Here is a 22,478-nt window from a genome sequence, read left to right as displayed (position 1 = left end):
CCCGGCGACGCGCCACACTCGCGCCCGAGGCACGACAGAGCAGACCGGCCCGACCTGACCGCCATGGATTTCGACAACCTCGACCAGTTCGCCGCGGCCCAGCCGGGCAGCTTCGGCAAGGGGCCCGCGGCGATGCTGATCGCCGAGGACCGGGTCGAGATCGGCTCGACGCTGGACCATCTCCGCTCGCTCGGGTTCCGGCAGATCTTCGTGGTGGCCGCCCCCGACGTGACGGTGCCGCCCCTGCCCGCCGAGGCAAAGGCCAAGCTGCACGTGATCCGCGGCCGCAGCCGCGCGCCGGGCGCGACGCAGGCCGCCGTGAACGCGCTGATCGACAAGATGCCGGGCGAATGGCTGCACTACTGCTACAACGCCGAATACCTGTTCTACCCGTTCTGCGAGGATCGCAGCGTCGGCGAGATGGTGACCTGGGTGATGGAGGAACGCCGCAGCGCGATCCTGACCTATGTCGTCGACCTCTACGCCCCAGACCTGCGCGTCTACCCCGACGCCGTGTCGCTCGACACCGCGCTGCTGGACAGCTCCGGCTACTACGCTGAGGCCCGCCCGGACGAGACCGGCCGCCCCCGGGAGCGGCAGCTGAACTTCTACGGCGGCCTGCGCTGGCGCTTCGAGGAACACGTCGCCAAGCCCAAGCGCAAGATCGACCGCGTCGGCCTGTTCCAGGCCAGGCCGGGGCTGCAGCTCCGCGAGGACCACACCCTGTCGGACGAGGAAATGAATACCTACGCCTGCCCGTGGCACCATTCGCTGACGGCGGCGATCTGTTCCTTCCGCGTCGCCAAGGCGCTGCGCACCAACCCCGGGTCGCGCCACGACATCAACGACTACCGCTGGCACCGCTCGACGCAGTTCCACTGGTCCTCGCTGCAGCTGATGGAGCTGGGGCTGATGGAGCCGGGGCAGTGGTTCTGACCCCATGACGCCCGCGCCACCCGCCTGGCGCGACCCGCCCGTGCTGGCCTTCATGGTCGCCGAGACGGTGATCTGGGCCGCGATCTTCTACAGCTTTCCGGCGCTGGTGCTGCACTGGCAGGGCGAATTCGGCTGGTCCACCACGGGCGCGATGGGCGCCTTCAGCCTCGCGCTGGCGGTGCAGGGGCTGGCCGCGCCCCATGTGGGCCGGCTGATCGACCGTGGCCGCGCGGCCACGGGCTTTCCGCTGGGCACGCTGGGCGCGCTGGCGGGGTTGGCCGCGCTGACGCAGGTCAGCGCGCTCTGGCAGTTCTACGCGGTCTGGGCCTGGCTCGGGCTGATGATGGGCTTCACCCTGTATGACGCGACCTTTTCCACCGTCACCCGCGCCCGCGGCGCCGGGGCCCGGCGGGCGATCACCGCGATCACGCTGGCCGCCGGCTTCGCCTCGACGCTGGCCTACCCGCTGACGGCGGCCGTCACCGCCGCGGCGGGCTGGCGCGCGGCGATCTGGGTGCTGGCCGGCCTCGTGCTGGTGCTGGTCCTGCCGCTGGTGCGCTTCGCCGCCGCCCGGCTCGAGGCCGAGGCGCAGGCGCGCACCCCTGTCGAGGTCGCGCCCGGCGCCGTCGCCCTGTCGGTCACGCGGCGGCCGGGGTTCTGGCCGCTGGCGGGGGGCTTCGCGCTGACGGCCTTCGGCTCGGCGATCCTCCTGTCGCACATGCTGGCGCTGATGCAGGGGCTGGGCGTGCCCGACGGGCTGGCCGTGCTGGCCGCCTCCACCATCGGTCCGGCGCAGGTGGCCGGCCGCATCGTCCTGACGCTGGCGGGCGCGCAGGTCGCGGCGCGGCGGGTGGCGCTCGGGGCCTTCCTGACGCTGGCCGCGGCCTCGGTCGCGATGGGGGCGGCCACGGCGCTGCCGGCGCTGGTGCTGGTGTTCGCGGTGGCGCAGGGGCTCGGCAACGGGGTTATCTCGATCCTCAGGCCCGTGGTGACGCGCGAGGTGATGGGCGAGGCCGGCTTCGGCGAAAGCGCGGGCGCGGTCGCGCGGCTGTCGCTCTTTGCCTTCGCCGCGGCGCCGGGCCTCGGCGCGGTGCTGGCCGACCTCGCGGGCTACGGCGCGGTGATCGCCTTGTGCATCGCCGCCCCGCTCCTCGGCGCGGCGCTCCTGAAACGGCTGCCCGCATGAGCAAAGGGCGGCCCGAAGGCCGCCCCGCGTGTCTGTATCGGAGGGGTGAGGCTCAGGCCTCGATCACCTGCGGCGCGGCGCGGCTGATCTCGATCTGCCGCGGCTTCAGCGCCTCGGGCACCTCGCGCACGAGGTCGATGTGCAGCATCCCGTTCTCGTGTACCGCACCGGTCACGCGCACGTGGTCGGCCAGCTGGAACCGCTTCTCGAAGGCGCGGGTGGCGATGCCGCGGTGCAGGTACGTGCGCTGGGTGTCGTCCTTGGCCTTGCGGGCGGCGACCACAAGCTCCTGCTCGCGCTGCTCGACGCTCAGCTCGGCCTCGGTGAAGCCGGCGACCGCGAGCGAGATGCGATAGGCGCCCTCGGCGGTCTTCTCGATGTTGTAGGGCGGGTAGGTCGGGACGGTGCTGTCCTGCGTCAGGACACGGTCCAGAAGGTCTGCCATCCGGTCGAAGCCGACGGTGGCACGGTAAAGGGGCGAAAGGTCGTAGGTCCGCATCTGTCATCCTCCAGTGAGCGACAACTGTGTCTGGGCCGCCCCATCTCGGGCACGGCCACGGGTTCGTGCGGCGGCCCGGTTCACTGGCACCGCCACGACCCCGATGTGGGCAGCACGCCCCGGCCTTTCAAGCCTGCCCGCGCTCAGGGCCTCAGGAACCGCGCCCCGATGCTGTCGCGCCCGGTGTCGGCCCCGCCCAGCGTGCGGATGCCCGCGGGGGTGCGGCTCATCACCCCCGCCCCCGCCGCGGCGCGGGCGGCCTCCAGCTCGGCCAGAAGGCCGGCCGTCGCCACCGCCACCGTCGCCTCGGTGCCGTAGATGCGGGTCAGGCCCGACACCACCGCCACGATCTCGGGCCCCGACGGCCCCATGCGCATCACCGGCGCGCCGGAACTGCCCTCGACCGCGCGGCAACTGAGGATCTGCACCGCCTCGGCCCGCGACAGCACGCGGCACTCCTCCTCGATCGAGGGGAAGGCCGCGCGCTCGGCCCCGTAGGACACCAGCGTCACCGGCCCCGCCCCCGCCGCAGACCGGCTGGCCGGCATCGGCGCGACCTGCGCCGCCGGAATGGCGAGGTCCAGCTCCAGCAGCGCGACGTCCTGCGCCACGGCCGAGAACTCGGCCCGGCCCAGCGGCGGGTGCTCGTAACCCTCGGGCAGATGGGCGCGGGCGACGCCGCGCACCGCCTCGGCCCGGCCCAGCCGCAGGCTTGCCGAAAAGGTCAGCGCGCTGTCGGGCAGGCGCCGCCCCTCGGCGTCGAACAGGCAATGCGCCGCGGTCAGCACGAGGTCGGGGGCGATCAGCGTCGCGGTGCAGAAGGACACGCCCGAATCGAGCCGCCCCACGGCCTCCCATGGGCTGGCCGCATCGGCGGTCAGCAGCGCCCGCAAGGCGGGCTCGGGCACGGGGTCGGGCAGGGTTTCCTGCCCGGCGAGGGGCACGGCGTGGGCCAGCAAAGTGGCCGCACCAAGGGCGAGAACAAGGCGACGCATACGACCGGACATCCTGTCGGGACCTCGGGCGACGCTGCCGCCGCAACCCGGCGGAATTGTGGCGCCGACGCGCGCGACCCGGGGCCGCGCGCCCTCAGCGCAGGATCGGCACCGGCACCGCGCGCTTGCCCTCGGCGTCCAGCGCGGCGGGCCGCGGCCCGCCGGTGGCCCAGTCGAGCAGTTCCACGGTGTGCACGATGGGGATGTCCGTCCCCGACCCGATCTGCATCATGCAGCCGATGTTGCCCGCCGCGATCACGTCGGGCCGCGTCGCCTCCAGCGTCTGCACCTTGCGCGCCTTGAGCTGCCCGGAAATTTCGGGCTGCATCAGGTTGTAGGTCCCGGCCGAGCCGCAGCACAGGTGACTGTCGGCGGGCTCCACCACCTTGAACCCGGCCCGCTTCAGCAGATCCTTGGGGTAGGTCTTGATCTGCTGGCCATGCTGCAGCGAACAGGCGGCGTGATAGGCGACCTTGAGGCCCATCGCCTGCTCCGGCAGGTCCAGCTTCATCAGCACCTCGGACACGTCCATGGCGATGGCGCTGACGGCTGCCGCCTCCGGAGCGAGTGCTTCGTTGCGGAACATGTGCCCGTAATCCTTGACCGTCGTGCCGCAACCGCTCGTGTTGATCACGATGGCGTCCAGCCCCTCGCCGGTCATCTCCCGGTGCCAGGCGCGGATGTTCTTCGCCGCCGTCGCGTGGCTTTCCTCCGTCTTGCCCATGTGGTGCGTCAGCGCCCCGCAGCACCCCTGCCCCTCGGAGATCACCACGTCGCAGCCCAGCCGCGTCAGCAGCCGGATGGTGGCGTCGTTGATGTCGGTGTTCAGCGCCCGCTGCGCGCAGCCCGTCATCAGCGCCACCCGCATCTTCCGCTCGCCCTGCGCCCGGAACACCTGCGGGTCGTCGTTGCGGCTGACCGGCGGGATGGTCTTCGGCGCCATCGCCAGCATCGCCTTCAGCCGCGCGTCGGGCATCAGGAAGGCGAAGGGCCGCCCGATCTTGGCCCCCAGCAGCGCCACCCGGAACCGCGTCGGGTAGGGCAGGATCTTCGCCAGCGTCCAGCGCAGCACCCGCTCGAACAGGGGTCGGCGGTAGGTCTGCTCGATGTATTCCCGCGCATGGTCGACGAGGTGCATGTAATGCACGCCCGAGGGGCAGGTCGTCATGCAGGCGAGGCAGGACAGGCAGCGGTCGATGTGCTGCACCGTCTTGGCGTCGGCCGGCCGGCCCTTCTCCAGCATATCTTTTATAAGATAGATCCGCCCCCGCGGGCTGTCCAACTCGTCGCCCAGCACCTGGTAGGTCGGGCAGGTCGCCGTGCAGAAGCCGCAATGGACGCAGGTCCGCAGCACCTCGTTCGAGCGCGCGATGGCGGGGTCCTTCAACTGCTCGGGCGTGAATGTGGTCTGCATGTCCGCGCTTTCAGAAAAGGTTCAGGAAGACAAGGCCGAACAGGGCCGACAGGCCCAGGTAGACCGCCGTGAACACGCCCCGCGCGGACCAGACCTGCGCGAAGCGACCGAGGTAGAGGTGATACAGCATCCCCGCCACCGCCGCCGCGATCAGCCCGGTGGCGATGGCCGCGATCTGGATCGGGGCGAGGCCCGCCAGCGGCCCGCGCGCCGTGATGGCGACGAACATGGCGATGACCGCCAGCACCAGCGCGCCCTGCGCCAGCGCCGCGCCGCGCTTGCGGTCCGACATCAACGCCAGCCCCCCGAACAGGGCGGCGGACGGCAGCGCGACGATCAGCGCGTCGGTCAGCACGGCCCGCCTCACGACGCCATCAGCCCGGGGTTCAGGATGCCCCTCGGGTCGAACTTGGCGCGCAGCCCCGCCGACAGCGCGGCGATGGGCGCGGGCTCGGGCTGGAACGGGGCGATCCGGGCGCGCGTGGCCTCCGACGCGCGCACCAGCGTCGCGTGGCCGGCAAAGGCCCCGAGCCGCGCCCGCAGGTCGGTGCCCTCGGGCACCAGCACCCAGATCAGCCCGCCGCCCCAGTCGTAGATCACCTCGCCGCCCGTGCGCGCCGCGATCCCCGGCCCGTCCGACGGCTTGACCGAGATCCGCCACACGTCGCCCGCCCGGCCGGCAAACCCCGCCACGTCCCGCACGCCGGCCCAAGTGGCCGCGACGCGGCCCGCGTCGGCCTCGACAGTCACCGCGCCGAAGGGCGCCATCAGGTCGCGCAGCCGCCCCGCGCGGTAGGCCACGCTCGCCGAGAACCCCTCGATCCTGAGCAGCGTCCGCCCCTCCCCCGGCAGATGCGCCGCCCCGGTCACCTCGAAGGGCGAGCCCAGCGCGGTCGCCATCGCCTCCACCGCCTGCAGCTCGCTCAGGCCCGCCACCGCCAGCGACGCCGCCGCCTCGGGCGCGGGCAGCACCTTGAAGGCCACCTCGGTCAGCACGCCCAGCGTGCCCCAGCTCCCCGCCATCAGCTTCACGAGGTCGTAGCCGGTGACGTTCTTCATCACCCGCCCGCCGTTCTTCACCACGGTCCCCGACCCGTCGACGAAGCGCACCCCGATCAGGCTGTCGCGCGCCGCCCCCGCCTGGATGCGCCGCGGCCCCGAGACATTCGCCGCCACCACGCCCCCGATGGTCGGCTCGCCCGCGGTGCCCAGCAGCCCCCGGTGATCCATCGGCTCGAAGGGCAGCCGTTGCCCCTCCGCCGCCAGCACCCGCTCCACCTCGGCCAGCGGCGTCCCCGCCCGCGCCACGATGGTCAGCGCGCCGGGCTCGTAGAGCTCCACCCCCGTCAACCCGGCCACCGACAACGCCTCGCCCGCCACCGGCCGGCCCACGGCCCGCGTGCCGCCGCCCACCACGCGCAGGGGCCCCCTGGCCGCCGCCACGATCTCGCTCAGCTCGGTCTCGCTCGCAGGGTGCAGCACGGGCGCCCCTCCCTTCCCATCTTTGCTTTCCAAATACTCCGGGGGAGCGCGAGGGGGCAGCGCCCCCTCGCACGGGTCGCCGCCGTCAGGCGGCGAAAGCCCTCTCGCGCCGCGCACGCGACGCCGCCAGCGGGAACACCTTGGCGGGGTTCAACAGCCAGTCGGGATCGAACACGTCCTTCACCCGCATCTGCGCCTCCAGGTCCTCGGGCGCGAACTGCGTGACCATCAGGTCGCGCTTCTCGATCCCCACCCCGTGCTCGCCGGTGAGGCAGCCGCCGACCTCGACGCAGAGCTTCAGGATGTCGGCCCCGAAGGCCTCGCACAGCTCCAGGTCGCCGGGCTTGTTGGCATCGAACAGGATCAGCGGGTGCATGTTGCCGTCGCCGGCGTGGAACACGTTGGCGACGCCCAGCCCGTACTCCTTCGACATCTCCCCGATCCTGCGCAGCACGTAGGGCAGCTCCGACACCGGGATGGTCCCGTCGAGGCACATGTAGTCGTTGATCTGCCCCATCGCGCCGAAGGCCGATTTCCGGCCCAGCCAGATGCGCTTGGCCTCGTCCTCCGACTGCGCCTCGCGCAGCTCGACGGGGTTGTGGCGCCGCGCGATCTGCATGATCAGGCCCAGCTGCTCGTCGATCTCGGCGGGGCTGCCCTCGACCTCGACGATCAGCAGCGCCTCGCACATCGGGTAGCCGGCCTTGGCGAAGGCCTCGGTCGCCTCGATGCAGGGCCGGTCCATGAACTCGATCGCCACCGGCAGGACGCCCGCCTTGATGATGTCGGACACACAGGCGCCCGCCACCTCGTTGCTGTCGTAGCCGATCAGCACCGGCCGCGCGCCCTCGGGCTTGCGCAGGATGCGCAGCGTCGCCTCGGTCACGACACCCAGCTGCCCCTCGGACCCGCAGATCACGCCCAGCAGGTCATAGCCGCCCGCGTCCAGATGCGCGCCGCCGATCTCCATGACCGTGCCGTCCATCGTGACCATGGTCACGCCCAGCAGGTTGTTGGTCGTCACGCCGTATTTCAGGCAATGCGCCCCGCCCGAGTTCATCGCGATGTTGCCCGCGATGGCGCAGGCCAGCTGCGACGACGGGTCGGGCGCGTAGAAGAATTCCTCCTGCTCCACCGCGCCGGTGACGCTCAGGTTCGTGCGCCCCGACTGCACCCGGATGAAGCGGTTGTCGTAATCCGTCTCCAGCACCCGGTTCAGGCGCGACACGCCCAGGATCACGCTGTCCGCCGTCGGCAGCGCGCCACCTGCCAGCGACGTGCCCGACCCGCGCGGCACCACCGGCACGCCCTCGGCGTGGCAGATCCTCAGCGCGGTCGCCACCTCCTCGGTCGAGGCGGGCAGCACCACGGCCAGCGGCGGGCAGCGGTAGGCGGTCAGCGCGTCGCATTCATAGGCGCGCACCTCGGCCTCGTCGTGAATCACCGCGGCGGCCGGCAGCGCGGCGCGCAGGCGTTCCACGATCCTGTTCTTGCGGGACAAAATCCCGGCGTCGGGGGCTGGCATCTCCATGGTGCGCTCCTCCTCTGCGCTGAATTGGTAAAGAAATATAACCAATCAGACCATGTGGCAACGAAAAACAGCCTGAGACATCTCAGCACGTTGCGGGAAGACGGCATGACGGCGCATGTGTGCCGGCATGGAATGGATCAAAGTGCTCCACCTGCTGGCCGTCCTCGGCTGGATGACCGGCATCTTCGCGGTGCCGCGCGCGATCATCTTCTGGAAGCGCGAGTACGCGCGGCTGGGCGAATTCGGGCCCACCGGCGACCTGACGATCCGCATCTACCGCTTCTCGCTCGGCCTCGGCGTCATCGCCATCCTCAGCGGCCTCTGGCTCGGCTGGCTCTGGGGCTACCCGCTCTGGGTCTGGACCAAGCTCGGGATCGTCGGCCTGCTCGCCGCCCATTACGGCTGGACCGGGCGGTTGGTGCTGCGCGCCCGCCGGGGCGTCTTCACCGAAAGCGACCTGTGGCTGCGGGTGTTCAACGAGATCAGCGTACTGGGCGCCATCGCGGTGCTGATCGTGGTGGTGTTCAAGCCGTTCTGAGGGCAGACGCCCCGGTTTCACGCCGCCCGTCACCGGATGGCCGCGAAAACGCCGTCGGATTGCCGGAGTCCGCCCCCAGGGTAGCCTCCCATCCTTGTCCGAAGCGCCCCGCCATGCAGATCCAGCGCAACTTCCGCAAGCACCAGGCCGACACGGCGCCCCGGCGCTGCCACCGCTGCAACGGCACCGGCCTTGCGCCCTGCCGCGTCTGCGGCGGGTCGGGCAAGCTGCTCCGCGGCGCCGACCGCAACGGCCATCCCCAGTTCCAGCGCTGCGACGGCTGCCTCGGGCGCAAGACCACCCGCTGCCCCACCTGCCACGGCCAGCTGTTCCTGTAGGGCGGGCGTCGGCCCGGCCCTCCCGCCCCCAGCCAATCGACCTGTAGGGCGGGCCTCGGCCCGCCATCCCCACAGCCCAACCGCGGGCATTTCGACGACCCCGGCGATACCGCCCGCCTCGATCCGCTGTGCACCCAAAGCCTACCCGGCCCGCAGGGCGGACCATCCCACCTGCCTCAGCGGCGGCCCTCGCGCAGCCAGCCCGCCACCGTCAGCGCGGCGGCCAGCAGCAGGAACAGCCACGCGGCCACCAGCGGCGTCACCGTCACGTCGGTGGTAAGATAGGCCTCGCGCGTGGTCAGCCCGATCCAGCCGCGCCCGCTCGCGTTGCGCCCCTCGGACACGCGGCGCAGGTCGGGCATCCCGTCCTCCAGCCGCATCACGCCCCCGGTCAGCGGTTCGGCCAGCGGCGCCAGCCGGTCGCCCGAGGCGATGGTTTCCTCGAACTCCCGCGGGGCCGCGGGGCCAAGCGCGATCACCGTCTCGTGCACGCCCTCGGCCAGCCGGTAGAGCCCCTGCTCCGCCCCGTCGATCTCGGCGGTGAAGCGGCCCGGCGCGGTTTCCTGCAGCACGACCTCGGTCTCGGTCCCGTCGGGGGCCACCACCCGCAGCGCGCCGACCGTGTCGGCCAGCGTGCGGCGCGTCACGCGGATCGTCTGCCCGTCGGCCTCGGCGACCAGCGCCTCTTCCTCCAGGTCGGGCTCGCCCATCATCCAGTGCGCCAGCCGCCGCAACAGCTCCAGCTGCGGCCCGCCGCCCTCGAAACCCCGGTCCCACAGCCAGGCGTGGTCGGACGCCAGCAGCGCCACCCGCCCCTCGCCCACCCGGTCGAGCACCAGGAGCGGCACGCCGCCATTGCCCGTCATCACCGTCTGGCCCGACTGTTCGGTCACCTCGATCTGCCGCATCCAGCGGCCCCAGGGCTGGTCGCTGCCGGCCAGCGGCTCGTGCGCCCCCTCCAGCCCCGCGGTGACGGGGTGGCGCTGGCCCAGGGCCGAGATCTCGGGCAGGAACGGGGCCTCGATCACCCGCGCGGTGGGCCGGCCCGGCAGGATCTCGGACAGCGGCGAGCGGTAGAGCGAGGCGGCCGAGGCATAGTCGGGCCCGGCGGCAAGCAGGAGCGCACCGCCCTCCTCGACGTAGCGGCGGATGTTGTCGATGTAGGTCATCGGCAGGATGCCGCGGCGGCGGTAGCGGTCGAAGATGATCAGGTCGAAATCGTCGACCGATTCCATGAACAGCTCGCGCGTCGGGAAGGCGATCAGTGACAGCTCGGTCACCGGCACCCCGTCCTGCCGGTCCGGCGGCCGCAGGATGGTAAAGTGGACGAGGTCGACCGAGGGGTCGGATTTCAGCAGGTTGCGCCAGGTCCGCTGGCCCGGGTGCGGCTCGCCCGACACCAGCAGCACCGACAGCCGGTCGCGGATGCCGTTGATCTGCACCACCGCGGCGTTGTTGCGGGCGGTCAGCTCGCCCTCGGCGTCGGGCACCGTGAACTGCACCACGTTCTGGCCCGCGTGCTGGAGCGTGAGGGGCAGCTGCAGCGTCTCGTTGGTGGGGACGGTGAAGGTCTGGCTCTGCCCGCCGTCGATGGCGATGGCGATCTCGGCGCGCCCCGACAAGCCGCCCGGCACCGCGCCCTGGTCGTCGATACGGAGCGTCATCGTCAGCTCCTCGCCGATGATGCCGAAGGCCGGCGCGGTCTCGATCACCAGCCGCCGGTCCCAGTCGGTCTCGCGCCCCGTGATCAGCGCGTGGAGCGGCGCGGGCAGGTCAGGCACCAGCTGCGCGTCGTGCAGCTGCCCGTCGGTCACGAGGATCGCGCCGGCGACTCGCGCGCGCGGTTCCTCGGCCAGCATCCGGTTCAGTTCCGCCATCAGGAGCGTGCCGCCGTTGTCCGGCGCGTCGCCGACGGTGGCAAGCCGCATCTCCATGCCGAGGCCCGCGATCTCGGCCTCCAGCGCCGCCACAGCGGCGGCGGTCTGGTCGGGGCGGTCGGCGATGCGCTGGCTGGCGGACTGGTCGACGACCACCAGCACGATGTCGGACAGCGGCTCGCGCTCCTCGGACTGCAGCGACGGGTTCAGGAGCGCGGCCAGCAGCGCGCCGGCGGCCAGCAGGCGGAAGGGCCAGCCCGACAGCCCGCGCCAGAGCGCGAGAACCACCACCGCCAGCGTCGCGGCGCCGAGCACCCAGATCAGCCAGACGGGGACGAGCGGATCGAACAGGATCGTCTGCGACATGGCTATTGCCCCAGCCGTTCGAGGAGGGCCGGCACGTGGACCTGGTCGGACTTGTAGTTGCCCGACAGCACATGCATCACGAGGTTCACCCCGAAGCGCAGCGCGATCTCGCGCTGGCGTTCGCCGGTCGCGCCGCGCCCGACCGGGAAGAGCGCGCGCCCGGCCTCGTCCTGCGCCCAGGCCGCGGCCCAGTCGTTGCCCCCGATCAGCACCGGCGTCACCCCGTCATTGAGGTTGCGGAAGGGCATCCCCTCGACCTGCTGGGCGTCGGGCGGCGCCGCCTCGACCCAGACGTCGCGGCCGAGGTGGCGGCCGGGGAAATCCTGCAAGAGGTAGAAGGTGCGGGTCAGGATGTGGTCCGGCGGGATCGGCTCCAGCGGCGGGATATCCAGCGGCGCGGCGAGCAGGCGCAGGCGCCGCCCCTCGGGCGTGCCCGAGCCGAAGCCGCCGATGTTGGCGTCGCGCGTGTCGAACACGATCATCCCGCCCGAGCGGAGGTAGTCGTTCAGCCGGCGGTAGGCGGCGGCCGAAGGAAGCGACTGGTCGGGCGAGACGGGCCAGTAGAGCATCGGGAAGAAGCTGAGCTCGTCGCGCTCGAGGTCGACGCCGAGGGGCGGGCCGGGCTCGACCGAGGTGCGCTGCCACAGCACGTTCGACAGGCCCTGCAGCCCCGCGCGCGACATCTCGTCGAGCTCGGCGTCGCCGGTCAGCACATAGGCCAGCACCACGTCGCGGGTGGCGAGCACCGCCAGCTCCTCCTCCGGCGTCAGGGCCGTCGCCTCCTGCGCCTGGCCGCCCTGCGGCAAGGCCAGCACGACGGCAAGGATCGCCGCGCCCCGCGCCAGACCCGAGAGCCGGCCGGCCAGCCAGAGCGATGCGATGGCATCGAGCAACAGGAGCGCCAGCGCCCCGGTCAGGAAGGCGGCCATCAGGTCGGTGGGCGCGATCACCTCCATCCCCTCGACCGGCACGGAGGCGGGCCAGTCGGCGGGGGCGAGCACCGTGTCGGCGGTGATGACGTTGCGGGCGATGCGCCGGTCCTCGGCGGCGTAGAGACCGGGCAGGAGGTCGGCGGAGAGCGGCGCCTCGGCCAGCACGGCGCCCTCGATGCCGGGGCGGGTGCCCGCGTCGCGCAGCGTGCCGAAGCCGTCCAGCACCTGCTCGGGCGTCCAGACAGTGCCGGCGAGATCCTCGGCGTCGGGGGCGACGGGCCGGGTGGATATGGCCAGCCGCTCCAGCATCTGCACGAAGAGGCCCGAGAGCGGCAGGCTCGACCACTCGGCGTTGGCGGTGACGTGGAACAGCACCACCGAGCCCTGGCCGTGGGCGGCGCGGGTGACGAGCGGCGTGCCGTCGGTCAGCGACGCGATGGTGCGCGCCGACAGCTCGGGGTCGGGCTGGGCCATGACCTGTGCGCTGACCTGCACGTCGGCCGGGATGGCGAGGCCGAAGAACGGCGAGCCGTCGGGGAAGGGGCTGAGGGCCTTGGGCTCGCCCCAGGACATGGCACCGCCGACGCTGCGCCCGCCCTCGCGCAGCCGCACGGGCATCAGCGGCCCCGCCGCGTCGCGGGCGACGTCGGAGGCGGCGAGGCGGGGGCCGGCGAAGCGCACGAGAAGGCCGCCGTTGTCGACCCAGGCGACCAGGCCGTCCTCCTCCTCGGGCGAGAGGGTGGCGATGTCGGCGAGGATGATCACGTCGGGGCTGGCCAGCAGCATGTCCGACAGCGCGCCCTCGATCAGGTCGGCAGTCGGGTCGAGCGCCTGGCGCAGGTAGTGCAGCGGCGACAGGAGCGCCTGCTGCTCGTCCTCGGCCCCGGCCGAGATCAGGGCGACCTGCCGGCGCTGCAGCGCGTCGTCGGTCAGCGCGACGGTGCCGGCGCCGCGCAGGCCCGCGACCTCGAAGCGGGTGATGCGGTTGCGCAGCTCGGGCGGCAGGTCGAACTCGGCCTCGGCCTCCGCCGCGCCGGCGTCGAAGCTGGCCGTCGCGCGGGCAAGGTCGCGGGGGATGCCGGCGGGGTCGAGGCCGTGGGCGATCACCTCGACGCTGAGGGGCGCAAGCTGGCCGAGCCGGGTCAGGGCGGCGCGCACGGTGCCGTCCTCGAAGCGCGGCGGCGCCAGCGCCAGCACGTCCCGGCTGCCCTGGAACACGGACAGGGGCCCGAGCGCCTGCAGCGCGGCGGTCAGGTCGGCGCGGCCCGCGTGGTCGAGGCCGTCGGCGATCCACCAGGTCTCGAGCGGGCCGTCGAGCCCCGCGGCCCAGCCGGTGGCGGCGGCGAGGTCGGGGGCGTAGGGCGCGGGCTCCAGCGACGGCAGCCGCGCCGCCCAGGCGTTCGCGGATTGCAGCGCCAGGTCGCCGGGAGGCAGCGCGGTCAGCTGCACCAGTGCAACGGGGCGGCCGGCGCGGGACGCCTCGTCGAGCAGGAGCCCGGCGCGGTCGAGCCGGTCGGACCAGTCGCGGGCCGAGGCCCAGGAGCTGTCCATCAGGATCAGGAGCGGCCCCTCGCCCGCGCGCTCGGCCTGCGGGTTCAGGACCGGGCCCGCGAAGCCGATGATGGCGGCGGTGAGCGCGGTCATGCGCAGCAGCAGGAGCCACCAGGGCGTCTTGTCGGTCTGGCTGTCGTCGTCCTTGAGCCCGAGGAGGAGGGCGACGCCGGGGAAGCGGCGGCGGATCGGCGCGGGCGGGACGGCGCGGAGGATCCACCACAGCACCGGCAGCGCGATCAGGGCGGTTAGCAGCAGCGGCGTGGCGAAGGCGAGGCTAGCAATCATCGGCGCGCCCCCTCAGCCGGCGCGCAAGACCCTTGCAAGGGTCTTGCCACGCCCTTGCAAGGGCGTGCGGCAGAGCCTTGCAAGGCTCTGGCAAGTTTCTTGCAAGAAACTTGCGCCGCCATCACGCCCGCACCTTCTCGAGCGCGCGGTAGAGCCACAGCAGCGCCGGTTCCGCCGGCTGGTCGGTGTGGTGCAGGTGGTAGCGCCAGCCGGTCCGCCGGCACATCTCCTGAAGCCGTGCCTTCCGCTCGGCCAGCCGCTCCAGGTAGGCCTCGCGCAGCGACTTCGCCTTCAGCGTCTCGAAGCGGATCGCGCCGGTCATCGACTCGAACACCGTGCGCCCGTCGAAGGGAAAGGCTTCCTCGTCGGGGTCGAGGATCTGCACCAGCGCACCGCGCACGTCGCGGTCGGCGGCGCGGCCCAGCACCGCCTCGATCGCGGCCGGGTCGCCCAGGAAATCCGACAGGAACACCGCCCGGCTGCCCATCGGCATCACCTGCGGCCGCGGCGCGCCGTAGTCGCCCGCCTCGTGCCCGTCCATCAGCGCCTGCGCCATCCGCATCAGCTGCGCCGTGCCGCCCCGCGGCGGTTCGGGCAGGTGGGTCAGGCCCACCCGCTCGCCGCCCCGCACCGCGATGATGGCGAGCGCCATCGCCAGCGTCTGCGCGCGGCGGAGCTTGGACGGCCGCCCCTTGTGCCCGGTGAAGGTCATCGAGGCCGCGTCGTCCACCCCGATCAGCACCGCCTGCGCGGCCTGCCATTCGGTCTGGCGAATGAAATGCCCGTCCGACCGCGCCGAGCGGCGCCAGTCGATCTGGCGGTAGGCGTCGCCCGCCTGCGCAGGCCGGTATTGCCAGAACTCGTCGCCCGTGCCCGCCCGCTTGCGCCCGTGCACGCCCAGAAGCACCGTCGCCGACAGGTGCTGCGCGTCGGCCATCAGGGCCGGCAGCGCCGCGGCGACCGTCTCGGACCGGGACCGGAGCGTCTCGGGCGTATGGAGCGCGGTGTCGCTCAAGCGGCGGCCTCGACGCGGGTGATGCGCGCGGTGACCTCGTCGATGACCTGCTCCAGCACCGCCCCCTCGGCGCGGGCGCCGAAGGTCAGCGCCATCCGGTGGCTGAGGACCGGTCGGGCCAGGTGCGCCACGTCCTCGACCGAGGGCGCAAGCCGCCCGTCGAGCAGCGCGCGCGCCCGCACCGTCAGCATCAGCGCCTGCGCCGCGCGCGGCCCCGGCCCCCAGGCGACCGTGCGGCGCACGATCTCGGGCGCCTCCTCGCCGTCCGGGCGGCAGGCGCGGACGAGGTCGAGGATCAGTTCCACCACCGTCTCGCCCACCGGCATCTGCCGCACGAGGCCCTGGGCCCGGATCAGCTCCTCGGGGGTGAAGACGCGATGCGCCTTTGCCTCGGCGGTGCCGGTGGTGGCGAGCAGGATCCCGCGTTCCGTGTCGCGGTCGGGGTAGGCCACGTCGATCTTGACGAGGAAGCGGTCGAGCTGCGCCTCGGGCAGCGGGTAGGTGCCCTCCTGCTCGATCGGGTTCTGGGTGGCGAGCACGTGGAACGGGCGCGGCAGCGGCTTGTGGTCGCCCGCGATCGTCACCTCGCGCTCCTGCATCGCCTGCAGCAGCGCCGATTGCGTCCGCGGGCTGGCGCGGTTGATCTCGTCGGCCATCAGCAGCTGGCAGAAGATCGGCCCCTGCAGGAAGCGGAAGCTGCGGCTGCCGTCCTGCGCCGTCTCCAGCACCTCGGAGCCGAGGATGTCGGCCGGCATCAGGTCGGGCGTGAACTGGATGCGGTTGGCGCTGAGGCCCATCACCGTCGACAGCGTGTCGACCAGCAGCGTCTTGCCCAGCCCCGGCAGGCCCATCAGGAGCGCGTGGCCGCCCGACAGCATGGCCGACAGGGCGAGGTCCACCACCTCTTCCTGGCCGATGATCCGGGTGGCGATGGAGGCCTTGGCCTCCGCCAGCCGGCCCCCCAGCGCTTCGATCTCGGACACGAGGGCGTCGGGGTCAGACATGGCATTGCTCCGCGGCGTCATTATGTAGGGTAGTGCTACCAGACCTATTCCGCAGACCACAAATGGCAAAGCGCGACGGGGGACAAAAGATCGTGACGGACGACCCGAAGCCCGGAACAGACCAGCTGATGCAGGCGGCGCAGGCCGCCGCCAGGACCGGCAAGCTTCCGCCGGTGCACCTGTGGACCCCGCCCTTCTGCGGCGACATCGACATGGAGATCCGCCGCGACGGGACCTGGTTCCACGAGGGCACGCCGATCGGCCGGGCCCCGCTGGTGCGGCTGTTCTCGACCATCCTGAAGAAGGAGGGCGACCGGTATTTCCTTGTCACGCCGGTGGAAAAGGTCGGCATCCGGGTCGAGGACGCGCCCTTCGTGGCGCAGGATTTCGAGGTCAGGGGCGAGGGCACGGGGCAGGTCATCACCTTCACCACCAATGTGGGCGACAAAGTCGTGGCCGGGCCCGAGAACGCGATCCGCGTGGTCCGGGACGCGGCCGGCGAACCCTCGCCCTACGTCCATGTCCGCGCCGGGCTCGAGGCGCTGATCGACCGCAAGAGCTTCTACCGGCTGGTGGACCTCGGCGAGGCGCACCGCACCGGCGGCGAGGACTGGTTCGGCGTCTGGTCGGGCGGCGCCTTCTTCCCGATCATCCCGGTGCGCGAGCTGATGCCCTGACCCGGCCGGCGGCGCTCAGGCCGCCGAGGTCGCCTTGCGCCGGGCCGTCCCCAGCCGCGCCACCGTGGCCGCGGCCAGCATCGCGCCGATGCGGGCCATCTCGGCCTCGGCCCCGGCCATATCGCAGACCGGCACCACCGGGGCGGGCAGGTCGGCGACCTTGTCGGGCTGCTTGAGGATCTGGCCGGCGAGCAGGATCTGCGCGTCAGGCCGCGCCTTGGCCAGCGCCGCCAGCAACCGCCGCAGCGCCGGGTAGGAATGGTCGCCCGAGCAGCTGAGCCCGATCACCGGCCGGTCGTCGCGCGACAGCCGCGCCAACAGCTCGTCATGGCTGAGGCCGATGAACAGGCTCACGTCCCAGCCGCCGCGGCGGAACAGGTCGGCGGCCATCATCACGCCCAGCGTGTGCTGTTCGCCGGGCACCGCGGCGAAGATCGCCCCGCGCCCGTCGGCCGCGCCGGGGTTGCCGCGCCCGGCGGGCAGCCGGCGCAGGATCGACTGGATGCGCGCGGTCGCCAGCGCGACCTCGGTGAAGGGCAGCCGGTCGCGGTCCCACAGCTCGCCAAGGCGGCGGGCGGCGGGGGCGAGATGGTCGAGGCAGATCTCCTCGACCGGGACGCCCGCGTCGAGCAGGTCGTCGACGAGCAGCGACGCCGCGGCGTCATCCTCGTCGCACAGGGCGTAGGCCATCGCGGCGGCACAGGGGTCGCCGAGGACGGAGGCCGCCTCGCCCGTGGCCATGCCGGCCCGTGTTTCTGCGCAAAGTCTGGCCAAGGCGTTCTCCGCAAGGCTGGACAAGCCGGTGAGCGCCAGAGGGCGGCGCAGCGCGGCAATGGGGTCTCGATCGTTCATCTTCGTCATGCCGGTCGTTTGTCGTCCATCGCGTGCGGCGTGGTTCCGGGGGCCGTTGCCCTGCCCGCGCCTGCGCAGTCGTGTCACTGAACGCGACTGTATACCGGCCGGTGTGTCAATCAAGGTTTACATTTCGAGTGTTAAGCGCCGTGACACGGAAACGCCTTGCGGCATTGAAGATTTCACCTGTCACTTTTTTTCGTTCTGCGGTGCAGAAACGACAGATCCTTGCGCGGCGGGGCTTCGAAGGGCGGAGTCGGGGCTGATTCCCGGTCGGGACCACGGCCGGATGTGGCCATGGATCCTCGCGCCTCAGGCGCCAAGGGCCAAGACGCGCCTCGGGCGCCGAGGGGTCTTTACGCGCCTCAGGCGCCGAAGACTCTTTACGCGCCTCAGGCGCGATGCGCCCCGTCGGCCAGCCCCTTCACGAAACGGGCCACCGCCTCCACCGGCTTGCCCGCCGCGATCTCGGCCACGATGGCCGAGCCCACGACGCAGCCATCGGCGATGCCGGCGATGGATTGCGCCGCCTCGGGCGTCTTGATGCCGAAGCCCACGATCACGGGCAGGTCGGTCTGCGACTTGATCCGCGCGACCTCGGGGCCGACCTCGGCCGCCTGCGCCTCGGCGGCGCCGGTGATGCCGGTGATCGACACGTAGTAGACAAAGCCCGACGTGTTCTGCAGCACCTTGGGCAGGCGCTTGTCGTCGGTGGTGGGCGTGGCCAGCCGGATGAAGTTCAGCCCCGCCGCCTGCGCGGGGATGCAGAGCTCGTCATCCTCCTCGGGCGGCAGGTCGACGACGATCAGGCCGTCGATCCCGGCCTCCTTGGCCTGCGCAAGGAAGCGGTCGACGCCGCGCGAATAGATCGGGTTGTAGTAGCCCATCATCACGATCGGCGTCCGCTGGTCGTCCTTGCGCAGCTCGCGCGCGATCTGCAGCGTCTTGTCGAGCGTCTGGCCACCCTCGAGCGCGCGCTGGCCGGCCAGCTGGATCGTCGGGCCATCGGCCATCGGGTCGGTGAACGGCATCCCCAGCTCGATGATGTCGACGCCCGCGCCGGGCAGCGCCTTCACGATGGCCAGCGAGGTCTCGTAATCGGGATCGCCCGCCATGACATAGGCCACGAAGGCCTTCTTCCCCTCGGCCTTCAGCCGCGCGAAGGTGTCGTCGATCCGTGTCATGTCCGCCCCGTTCCGTCGTGGTCCGCCCGGGTTTGGGCCATGGGCGCGCGGAAATCAATGGGCCTTCGGCCGCGTCAGGTGCCGGTAGCGCAGCGGCAACGCCACGGCCGCCACCGCCAGCGCAAGGCCGAAGCCGATCCAGACCCCGACCGCGCCCAGGCCCAGGACGAACCCCATCGTGTAGCCCGCCGGCAGCGCGACGGGCCAGTAGGCGACAAGCGACACGACCGTGGGCCAGCGCGTGTCGAGCAGCCCGCGCAGCGCGCCCAGCGTGGTCGACTGCACCCCGTCGGCCACCTGCATCGCGGCGACCGCAAGGAACAGGGTGCCGGCCAGCGCCACCACCGCCGGATCGTCCGACAGCCGCGCGGCGATGGCCTCGCCCGCGACCAGCAGCACCGCCATCACCGCCAGCATCCAGCCCGTCACGATCAGGAGCGCGGCCTTGAGGATCGGCCGGAGCCGCGCCCGCCCGCCCCCGCCGACGGCCAGCCCCACCCGGATCGAGGCCGCCCCCGCCATGCCCAGCGGGAACACGTAGGCCACCCCCGCCACCGCGTGCACGATCTGGTTGGCGGCCAGCGCCTGCGCCCCCAGCCAGCCGATCATCACCCCGATCAGCGCGTAGGAGCCGCCCTCGCCGGCATAGCCCAGCATCAGCGGCCAGCCGTCGCGCCACTGCGCCCGCACCCGGGCCCACAGGCCGCGCGCGGGCTGGCGGAACGGGGCAAGGGCGCGCAGGTGCCGCCAGAGCAGGAGCGCCGCGGCCAGCGTGGCGGTCTGGGACAGGAGGCTCGCGATTCCGGCCCCGGTCAGCCCGAAGCCAAGCTCGAAGATGAACAGCTGGTTCAACGGCACGTTCAGCCCGACGCCCAGATAGCCCAGCGCCACCCCGGTCCAGGGCCGCCCGATGGTGTCGAACAGCGCCTTGAGCACGAAGAACACGGTGAAGGGCACCAGCGCCGCGGCAACCAGCGCCCAGTAGGCCGGGATCGCCGCGATCACCTCGGGCGGCTGGCCGATCGGCCCGAGCATCGGCAGCAGGACCACCATGGCCACCGCCCCGGCCAAGCCCGTCAGCCCGCCGAGCGCCAGCCCCGCCCGCAGCTCGGCCGACACCCCCGCCGCGTCGCCCGCGCCCTGCGCCTGCGCCATCCGCACGCCGGTGATCGTGACGATCCCCCAGAGCGCAGCCAGGAACAGGATGCCCACCGCCGAGGCGATGCCGACGGCGGCCAGCGCCACGGTGCCGAGCGGCGCCACCATGACGGTGTCGACCACGCCCATCAGCGTGCTGGCCGACAGGCCCACCATCATGGGCACCGACAGGGACAGGAGCGGGCCGATCTCGGCGCGGAGCGCGCCGGGTTCGGTGCGGGGCAGGGCAGGCATCAGACGATCCGTCTGCACCGCCGGCGGGCCCCCGGGGTGCGGTCAGCACTGGTCCAACGCCCCAGCCACGCGGGGACGGCGCGCACGCCGCACCGGGCAGGTGGCCCGCGCGGGCCTTCGAGTCAAGCCCGCCTTGACGCCGCCGCCCCGCCCCCCCTACATGCGCGCGGATTTCCCGAGGTTGGCGGAGGATGCGCGGATGGGCTTCAAGATGGGCATCGTGGGGCTGCCGAACGTGGGCAAGTCCACGCTCTTCAACGCGCTGACCCGCACCGCCGCGGCGCAGGCGGCGAACTTCCCCTTCTGCACCATCGAGCCCAACGTGGGCGAGGTCGCGGTGCCCGACGCCCGCCTCGACCGGCTGGCCGCCATCGCCCAGTCGCGGCAGGTCATCCCGGCGCGGATGACCTTCGTCGACATCGCGGGGCTGGTGAAGGGCGCATCCAAGGGCGAGGGCCTCGGCAACCAGTTCCTCGCCAACATCCGCGAATGCGACGCCATCGCCCACGTGCTGCGCTGCTTCGAGGACGGCGACGTGACCCATGTCGAGGGCCGGGTCGACCCCATCGCGGACGCCGACACCATCGAGACCGAGCTGATGCTGGCCGATCTGGAGTCGGTGGAAAAGCGGCTGCAGAACATCACCCGCAAGGTCCGCGGCGGCGACAAGGAGGCGATCGCGCAGGAGCGCCTGCTGAAGGCCGCGCAGGCGATGCTGGAGGACGGCAAGCCGGCGCGGCTGGTGCCCGTCGCCGAGGACGACCAGAAGGCGTGGAAGATGCTCCAGCTGCTGACCGCCAAGCCGATCCTCTACGTCTGCAACGTCGAGGAGGCCGCCGCCGCGACCGGCAACGCCCAGTCCGCCAAGGTGATCGCGATGGCCGAGGCGCAGGGCGCCGCGCATGTCATCATCTCGGCCCAGATCGAGGAGGAAATCGCCCAGCTCGACGCCGAGGAGGCCGCGATGTTCCTGTCCGAGATGGGGCTGGAGGAGCCCGGGCTCGACCGGCTGATCCGGGCGGGCTACGCGCTTTTGGGCCTGCAGACCTATTTCACAGTGGGCCCCAAGGAGGCGCGCGCCTGGACCATCCGCAAGGGCACGATGGCGCCGCAGGCCGCCGGCGTGATCCACGGCGACTTCGAGCGCGGCTTCATCCGGGCCGAGACCATCGCCTACGACGACTACGTCGCGCTGGGTGGCGAGACCGGGGCGAAGGACGCCGGCAAGATGCGCGTCGAGGGCAAGGGCTACGAGGTCAAGGACGGCGACGTCCTGCACTTCCTGTTCAACGCCTGACGCCCCCGCGACCGGCCGCAACCTTGCCGTTGCGCCCTGATTTTCGCTTGTCCCCGCCCTGCGCCGCCATTAGACGGAACGGCGGAGACGTGGCCGAGTGGTCGAAGGCACACCCCTGCTAAGGGTGCAGACGGGAAACCGTCTCGAGGGTTCGAATCCCTTCGTCTCCGCCACCCCTCCCCCTGCAACATCCCCCCCGATGCGGCCCCGGCCCCGGTGGTCCGTTGTCTGCCCGGATCAGGCGAACACGCCTCGGGCCCGTCGGGTCTCCGCGTCCGGCGGTCGAGATCGCCCCCTGTCGGGTCGGTCAAGGACGGCGGCGCGGTGACGGGGGCCTCCCCGGAGATGCGGTCAGATCAGCAGGAGTTCGCGTCCGATGATCGCGGCGTGGGCGCGGTTGCGGGCGCCCAGCTTGCGGCAGATGTTGCGCATGTGCATCTTGATCGACACCTCCGAGACGGCGATGTCGCGCGCGATCTCCTTGTTCGTCATTCCGTCCGCGGCCAGCCGCAGGATGTGCAGCTCCCGGTCGGTCAGATCGGCCGCCGCCGGGTCGGGGCTTGCCATGATCGGCAGGAAGGGCTGGCCCGAATGGATCAGCTGCAGCGCGCTGTCCAGCGACCGGAGCGGCAGGTCCTTGGGAATATGGCCGGTCACGCCGATCGCCTGGCAGTCCGCGACGAAGCGCCGGTCCACCTGCCCGGTGAACAGGACGACATTGCCGTCGCCCGTCGCCTCGCACACCTGCTTGACCGACGGCAGGCCGACCATGCCCGGCATCTTGAGGTCGAGCATCACGATGTCGAACGACGTCTCCTTCAGGGCCGCCAGCAGCTCGGGCAGGGACTTGGCCACGGCGACGTCGTAATGGTCCTCGGATTTCAGCGTGGCGGCCACGGCCTGGCCGAGCAGCACGTGGTCGTCGGCGATGATCAGCTTGATCCTGGACTGTGCACCTTGCATGTAATCTTACCCAATTCGCGTATCGATGGCGGCCGCCTGATGCGGGGCCTGCGCCCGACGGCCGTGCCGGGCTGCTTCACTACCGCCCGATCTACGCGGGAATTGGACGCCGGAAAGGCACAAACGGGGCCAAGTCGTGCGAACATACAGAGTTGCACGCC

At 72.1% G+C, this 22,478-nt stretch carries 20 protein-coding genes and 1 tRNA gene; 7 read left to right on the top strand and 14 right to left on the bottom strand.

All coding sequences use genetic code 11. The features are described 5' to 3' along the window. Positions 1-63: 63 nt before the first annotated feature. Both HCU73_RS01350 and HCU73_RS01345 read left to right on the top strand, forming a co-directional pair. The gene (locus HCU73_RS01350; RefSeq protein WP_168621605.1) at positions 64-936 is read left to right on the top strand and encodes a glycosyltransferase family 2 protein; all 873 of its coding nucleotides are present in this window, start codon (positions 64-66) and stop codon (positions 934-936) included. Positions 937-940: 4 nt separating this feature from the next. Then, complete coding sequence (locus HCU73_RS01345) at positions 941-2,122, top strand: MFS transporter (protein ID WP_168621604.1); 1,182 nt, start codon at positions 941-943, stop codon at positions 2,120-2,122. 52 nt (positions 2,123-2,174) lie between these two features. On the opposite strand, the gene HCU73_RS01340 is transcribed toward HCU73_RS01345, so the two are convergent. The 6 genes from HCU73_RS01340 to HCU73_RS01315 form a co-directional block, all read right to left on the bottom strand. After that, entirely contained in the window at positions 2,175-2,621 is a 447-nt protein-coding gene (locus HCU73_RS01340; protein ID WP_168621603.1) for an Hsp20 family protein, read from the bottom strand. Positions 2,622-2,764: 143 nt separating this feature from the next. Next, on the bottom strand, positions 2,765-3,616 hold the full coding sequence (locus HCU73_RS01335; protein WP_168621602.1) for a trypsin-like serine peptidase: 852 nt from the start codon (positions 3,614-3,616) through the stop codon (positions 2,765-2,767). Between the two features lie 94 nt (positions 3,617-3,710). Continuing rightward, entirely contained in the window at positions 3,711-5,030 is a 1,320-nt protein-coding gene (gene glcF / locus HCU73_RS01330; protein WP_168621601.1) for a glycolate oxidase subunit GlcF, read from the bottom strand. Positions 5,031-5,040: 10 nt separating this feature from the next. After that, on the bottom strand, positions 5,041-5,397 hold the full coding sequence (locus tag HCU73_RS01325) for a hypothetical protein (RefSeq protein WP_210730447.1): 357 nt from the start codon (positions 5,395-5,397) through the stop codon (positions 5,041-5,043). Beyond that, entirely contained in the window at positions 5,394-6,509 is a 1,116-nt protein-coding gene (locus HCU73_RS01320; RefSeq protein ID WP_168622333.1) for an FAD-binding protein, read from the bottom strand. Before HCU73_RS01320 ends, HCU73_RS01325 begins: the two co-directional genes overlap by 4 nt. An 88-nt stretch (positions 6,510-6,597) precedes the next feature. After that, positions 6,598-8,043 (bottom strand): FAD-linked oxidase C-terminal domain-containing protein, encoded by a 1,446-nt coding sequence (locus HCU73_RS01315; RefSeq protein WP_168621599.1) that lies wholly within the window; start codon positions 8,041-8,043, stop codon positions 6,598-6,600. Positions 8,044-8,170: 127 nt separating this feature from the next. Here HCU73_RS01315 and HCU73_RS01310 point away from each other — a divergent pair, with 127 nt between their 5' ends. Together HCU73_RS01310 and HCU73_RS01305 are read left to right on the top strand one after the other, a co-directional pair. Then, positions 8,171-8,581, top strand: coding sequence for a CopD family protein (locus tag HCU73_RS01310; protein ID WP_168621598.1), 411 nt, complete (start codon positions 8,171-8,173; stop codon positions 8,579-8,581). A gap of 113 nt (positions 8,582-8,694) precedes the next feature. Next, positions 8,695-8,919 (top strand): hypothetical protein, encoded by a 225-nt coding sequence (locus HCU73_RS01305; RefSeq protein ID WP_168621597.1) that lies wholly within the window; start codon positions 8,695-8,697, stop codon positions 8,917-8,919. 176 nt (positions 8,920-9,095) lie between these two features. Here HCU73_RS01305 and HCU73_RS01300 read toward each other — a convergent pair whose 3' ends face one another. The 4 genes from HCU73_RS01300 to HCU73_RS01285 all read right to left on the bottom strand — a co-directional run bounded on the left by HCU73_RS01300 (position 9,096) and on the right by HCU73_RS01285 (position 15,952). Beyond that, positions 9,096-11,162 carry a hypothetical protein gene (locus HCU73_RS01300; RefSeq protein WP_168621596.1) on the bottom strand — a complete coding sequence of 689 codons (2,067 nt, stop codon included), beginning with the start codon at positions 11,160-11,162 and terminating at the stop codon, positions 9,096-9,098. A 2-nt stretch (positions 11,163-11,164) separates the two neighbouring features. After that, positions 11,165-13,933, bottom strand: coding sequence for a DUF4159 domain-containing protein (locus tag HCU73_RS01295; protein WP_168621595.1), 2,769 nt, complete (start codon positions 13,931-13,933; stop codon positions 11,165-11,167). Positions 13,934-14,054: 121 nt separating this feature from the next. Continuing rightward, a complete protein-coding gene (locus tag HCU73_RS01290) occupies positions 14,055-14,948 on the bottom strand; it encodes a DUF58 domain-containing protein (RefSeq protein WP_239025410.1) in 894 nt (297 codons plus the stop codon). Then, entirely contained in the window at positions 14,945-15,952 is a 1,008-nt protein-coding gene (locus tag HCU73_RS01285) for an AAA family ATPase (protein ID WP_168621594.1), read from the bottom strand. Before HCU73_RS01285 ends, HCU73_RS01290 begins: the two co-directional genes overlap by 4 nt. A 62-nt stretch (positions 15,953-16,014) precedes the next feature. On the opposite strand from HCU73_RS01285, the gene HCU73_RS01280 reads away from it, so the two are divergent. Then, positions 16,015-16,629, top strand: a complete 615-nt coding sequence (locus HCU73_RS01280) for a DUF1285 domain-containing protein (protein ID WP_168621593.1) — start codon at positions 16,015-16,017, stop codon at positions 16,627-16,629. A gap of 15 nt (positions 16,630-16,644) precedes the next feature. On the opposite strand, the gene HCU73_RS01275 is transcribed toward HCU73_RS01280, so the two are convergent. The 3 genes from HCU73_RS01275 to HCU73_RS01265 all read right to left on the bottom strand — a co-directional run bounded on the left by HCU73_RS01275 (position 16,645) and on the right by HCU73_RS01265 (position 20,057). Then, positions 16,645-17,370: a cobalamin B12-binding domain-containing protein gene (locus HCU73_RS01275; RefSeq protein ID WP_168621592.1), complete on the bottom strand. Its 726-nt coding sequence runs from the start codon at positions 17,368-17,370 to the stop codon at positions 16,645-16,647. Positions 17,371-17,873: 503 nt separating this feature from the next. Further along, the gene (gene trpA, locus HCU73_RS01270; RefSeq protein WP_168621591.1) at positions 17,874-18,665 is read right to left on the bottom strand and encodes a tryptophan synthase subunit alpha; all 792 of its coding nucleotides are present in this window, start codon (positions 18,663-18,665) and stop codon (positions 17,874-17,876) included. Positions 18,666-18,719: 54 nt separating this feature from the next. Continuing rightward, a complete protein-coding gene (locus HCU73_RS01265; RefSeq protein ID WP_168621590.1) occupies positions 18,720-20,057 on the bottom strand; it encodes an MATE family efflux transporter in 1,338 nt (445 codons plus the stop codon). A 199-nt stretch (positions 20,058-20,256) separates the two neighbouring features. Between HCU73_RS01265 and ychF the strand changes: the two genes are divergently transcribed. Next, positions 20,257-21,354 (top strand): redox-regulated ATPase YchF, encoded by a 1,098-nt coding sequence (ychF, locus tag HCU73_RS01260; protein WP_168622331.1) that lies wholly within the window; start codon positions 20,257-20,259, stop codon positions 21,352-21,354. Positions 21,355-21,437: 83 nt separating this feature from the next. Continuing rightward, positions 21,438-21,527 (top strand) — tRNA-Ser (locus HCU73_RS01255). A 178-nt stretch (positions 21,528-21,705) separates the two neighbouring features. Here HCU73_RS01255 and HCU73_RS01250 read toward each other — a convergent pair. Further along, positions 21,706-22,317, bottom strand: coding sequence for a response regulator transcription factor (locus tag HCU73_RS01250; protein WP_210730446.1), 612 nt, complete (start codon positions 22,315-22,317; stop codon positions 21,706-21,708). Positions 22,318-22,478: the final 161 nt, after the last annotated feature.

Origin of the sequence: Roseicyclus persicicus, from assembly GCF_012395815.1 — a bacterium.
Lineage (GTDB): Bacteria > Pseudomonadota > Alphaproteobacteria > Rhodobacterales > Rhodobacteraceae > Roseicyclus > Roseicyclus persicicus.
This window is presented reverse-complemented; position numbering and strand designations above follow the sequence as displayed.

What these genes read in the sequence shown, in the direction of transcription:
- glcF (WP_168621601.1), bottom strand. Translation starts at nt 5,030, where the DNA reads ATGCAGACCACATTCACGCCCGAGCAGTTGAAGGACCCCGCCATCGCG.
- HCU73_RS01265 (WP_168621590.1), bottom strand. Translation starts at nt 20,057, where the DNA reads ATGCCTGCCCTGCCCCGCACCGAACCCGGCGCGCTCCGCGCCGAGATC.
- HCU73_RS01305 (WP_168621597.1), top strand. Translation starts at nt 8,695, where the DNA reads ATGCAGATCCAGCGCAACTTCCGCAAGCACCAGGCCGACACGGCGCCC.
- HCU73_RS01250 (WP_210730446.1), bottom strand. Translation starts at nt 22,317, where the DNA reads ATGCAAGGTGCACAGTCCAGGATCAAGCTGATCATCGCCGACGACCAC.
- HCU73_RS01335 (WP_168621602.1), bottom strand. Translation starts at nt 3,616, where the DNA reads ATGCGTCGCCTTGTTCTCGCCCTTGGTGCGGCCACTTTGCTGGCCCAC.
- HCU73_RS01345 (WP_168621604.1), top strand. Translation starts at nt 941, where the DNA reads ATGACGCCCGCGCCACCCGCCTGGCGCGACCCGCCCGTGCTGGCCTTC.
- HCU73_RS01315 (WP_168621599.1), bottom strand. Translation starts at nt 8,043, where the DNA reads ATGGAGATGCCAGCCCCCGACGCCGGGATTTTGTCCCGCAAGAACAGG.
- trpA (WP_168621591.1), bottom strand. Translation starts at nt 18,665, where the DNA reads ATGACACGGATCGACGACACCTTCGCGCGGCTGAAGGCCGAGGGGAAG.
- ychF (WP_168622331.1), top strand. Translation starts at nt 20,257, where the DNA reads ATGGGCTTCAAGATGGGCATCGTGGGGCTGCCGAACGTGGGCAAGTCC.
- HCU73_RS01340 (WP_168621603.1), bottom strand. Translation starts at nt 2,621, where the DNA reads ATGCGGACCTACGACCTTTCGCCCCTTTACCGTGCCACCGTCGGCTTC.
- HCU73_RS01310 (WP_168621598.1), top strand. Translation starts at nt 8,171, where the DNA reads ATGGAATGGATCAAAGTGCTCCACCTGCTGGCCGTCCTCGGCTGGATG.
- HCU73_RS01300 (WP_168621596.1), bottom strand. Translation starts at nt 11,162, where the DNA reads ATGTCGCAGACGATCCTGTTCGATCCGCTCGTCCCCGTCTGGCTGATC.
- HCU73_RS01275 (WP_168621592.1), bottom strand. Translation starts at nt 17,370, where the DNA reads ATGGCCACGGGCGAGGCGGCCTCCGTCCTCGGCGACCCCTGTGCCGCC.
- HCU73_RS01350 (WP_168621605.1), top strand. Translation starts at nt 64, where the DNA reads ATGGATTTCGACAACCTCGACCAGTTCGCCGCGGCCCAGCCGGGCAGC.
- HCU73_RS01285 (WP_168621594.1), bottom strand. Translation starts at nt 15,952, where the DNA reads ATGTCTGACCCCGACGCCCTCGTGTCCGAGATCGAAGCGCTGGGGGGC.
- HCU73_RS01295 (WP_168621595.1), bottom strand. Translation starts at nt 13,933, where the DNA reads ATGATTGCTAGCCTCGCCTTCGCCACGCCGCTGCTGCTAACCGCCCTG.
- HCU73_RS01280 (WP_168621593.1), top strand. Translation starts at nt 16,015, where the DNA reads ATGGCAAAGCGCGACGGGGGACAAAAGATCGTGACGGACGACCCGAAG.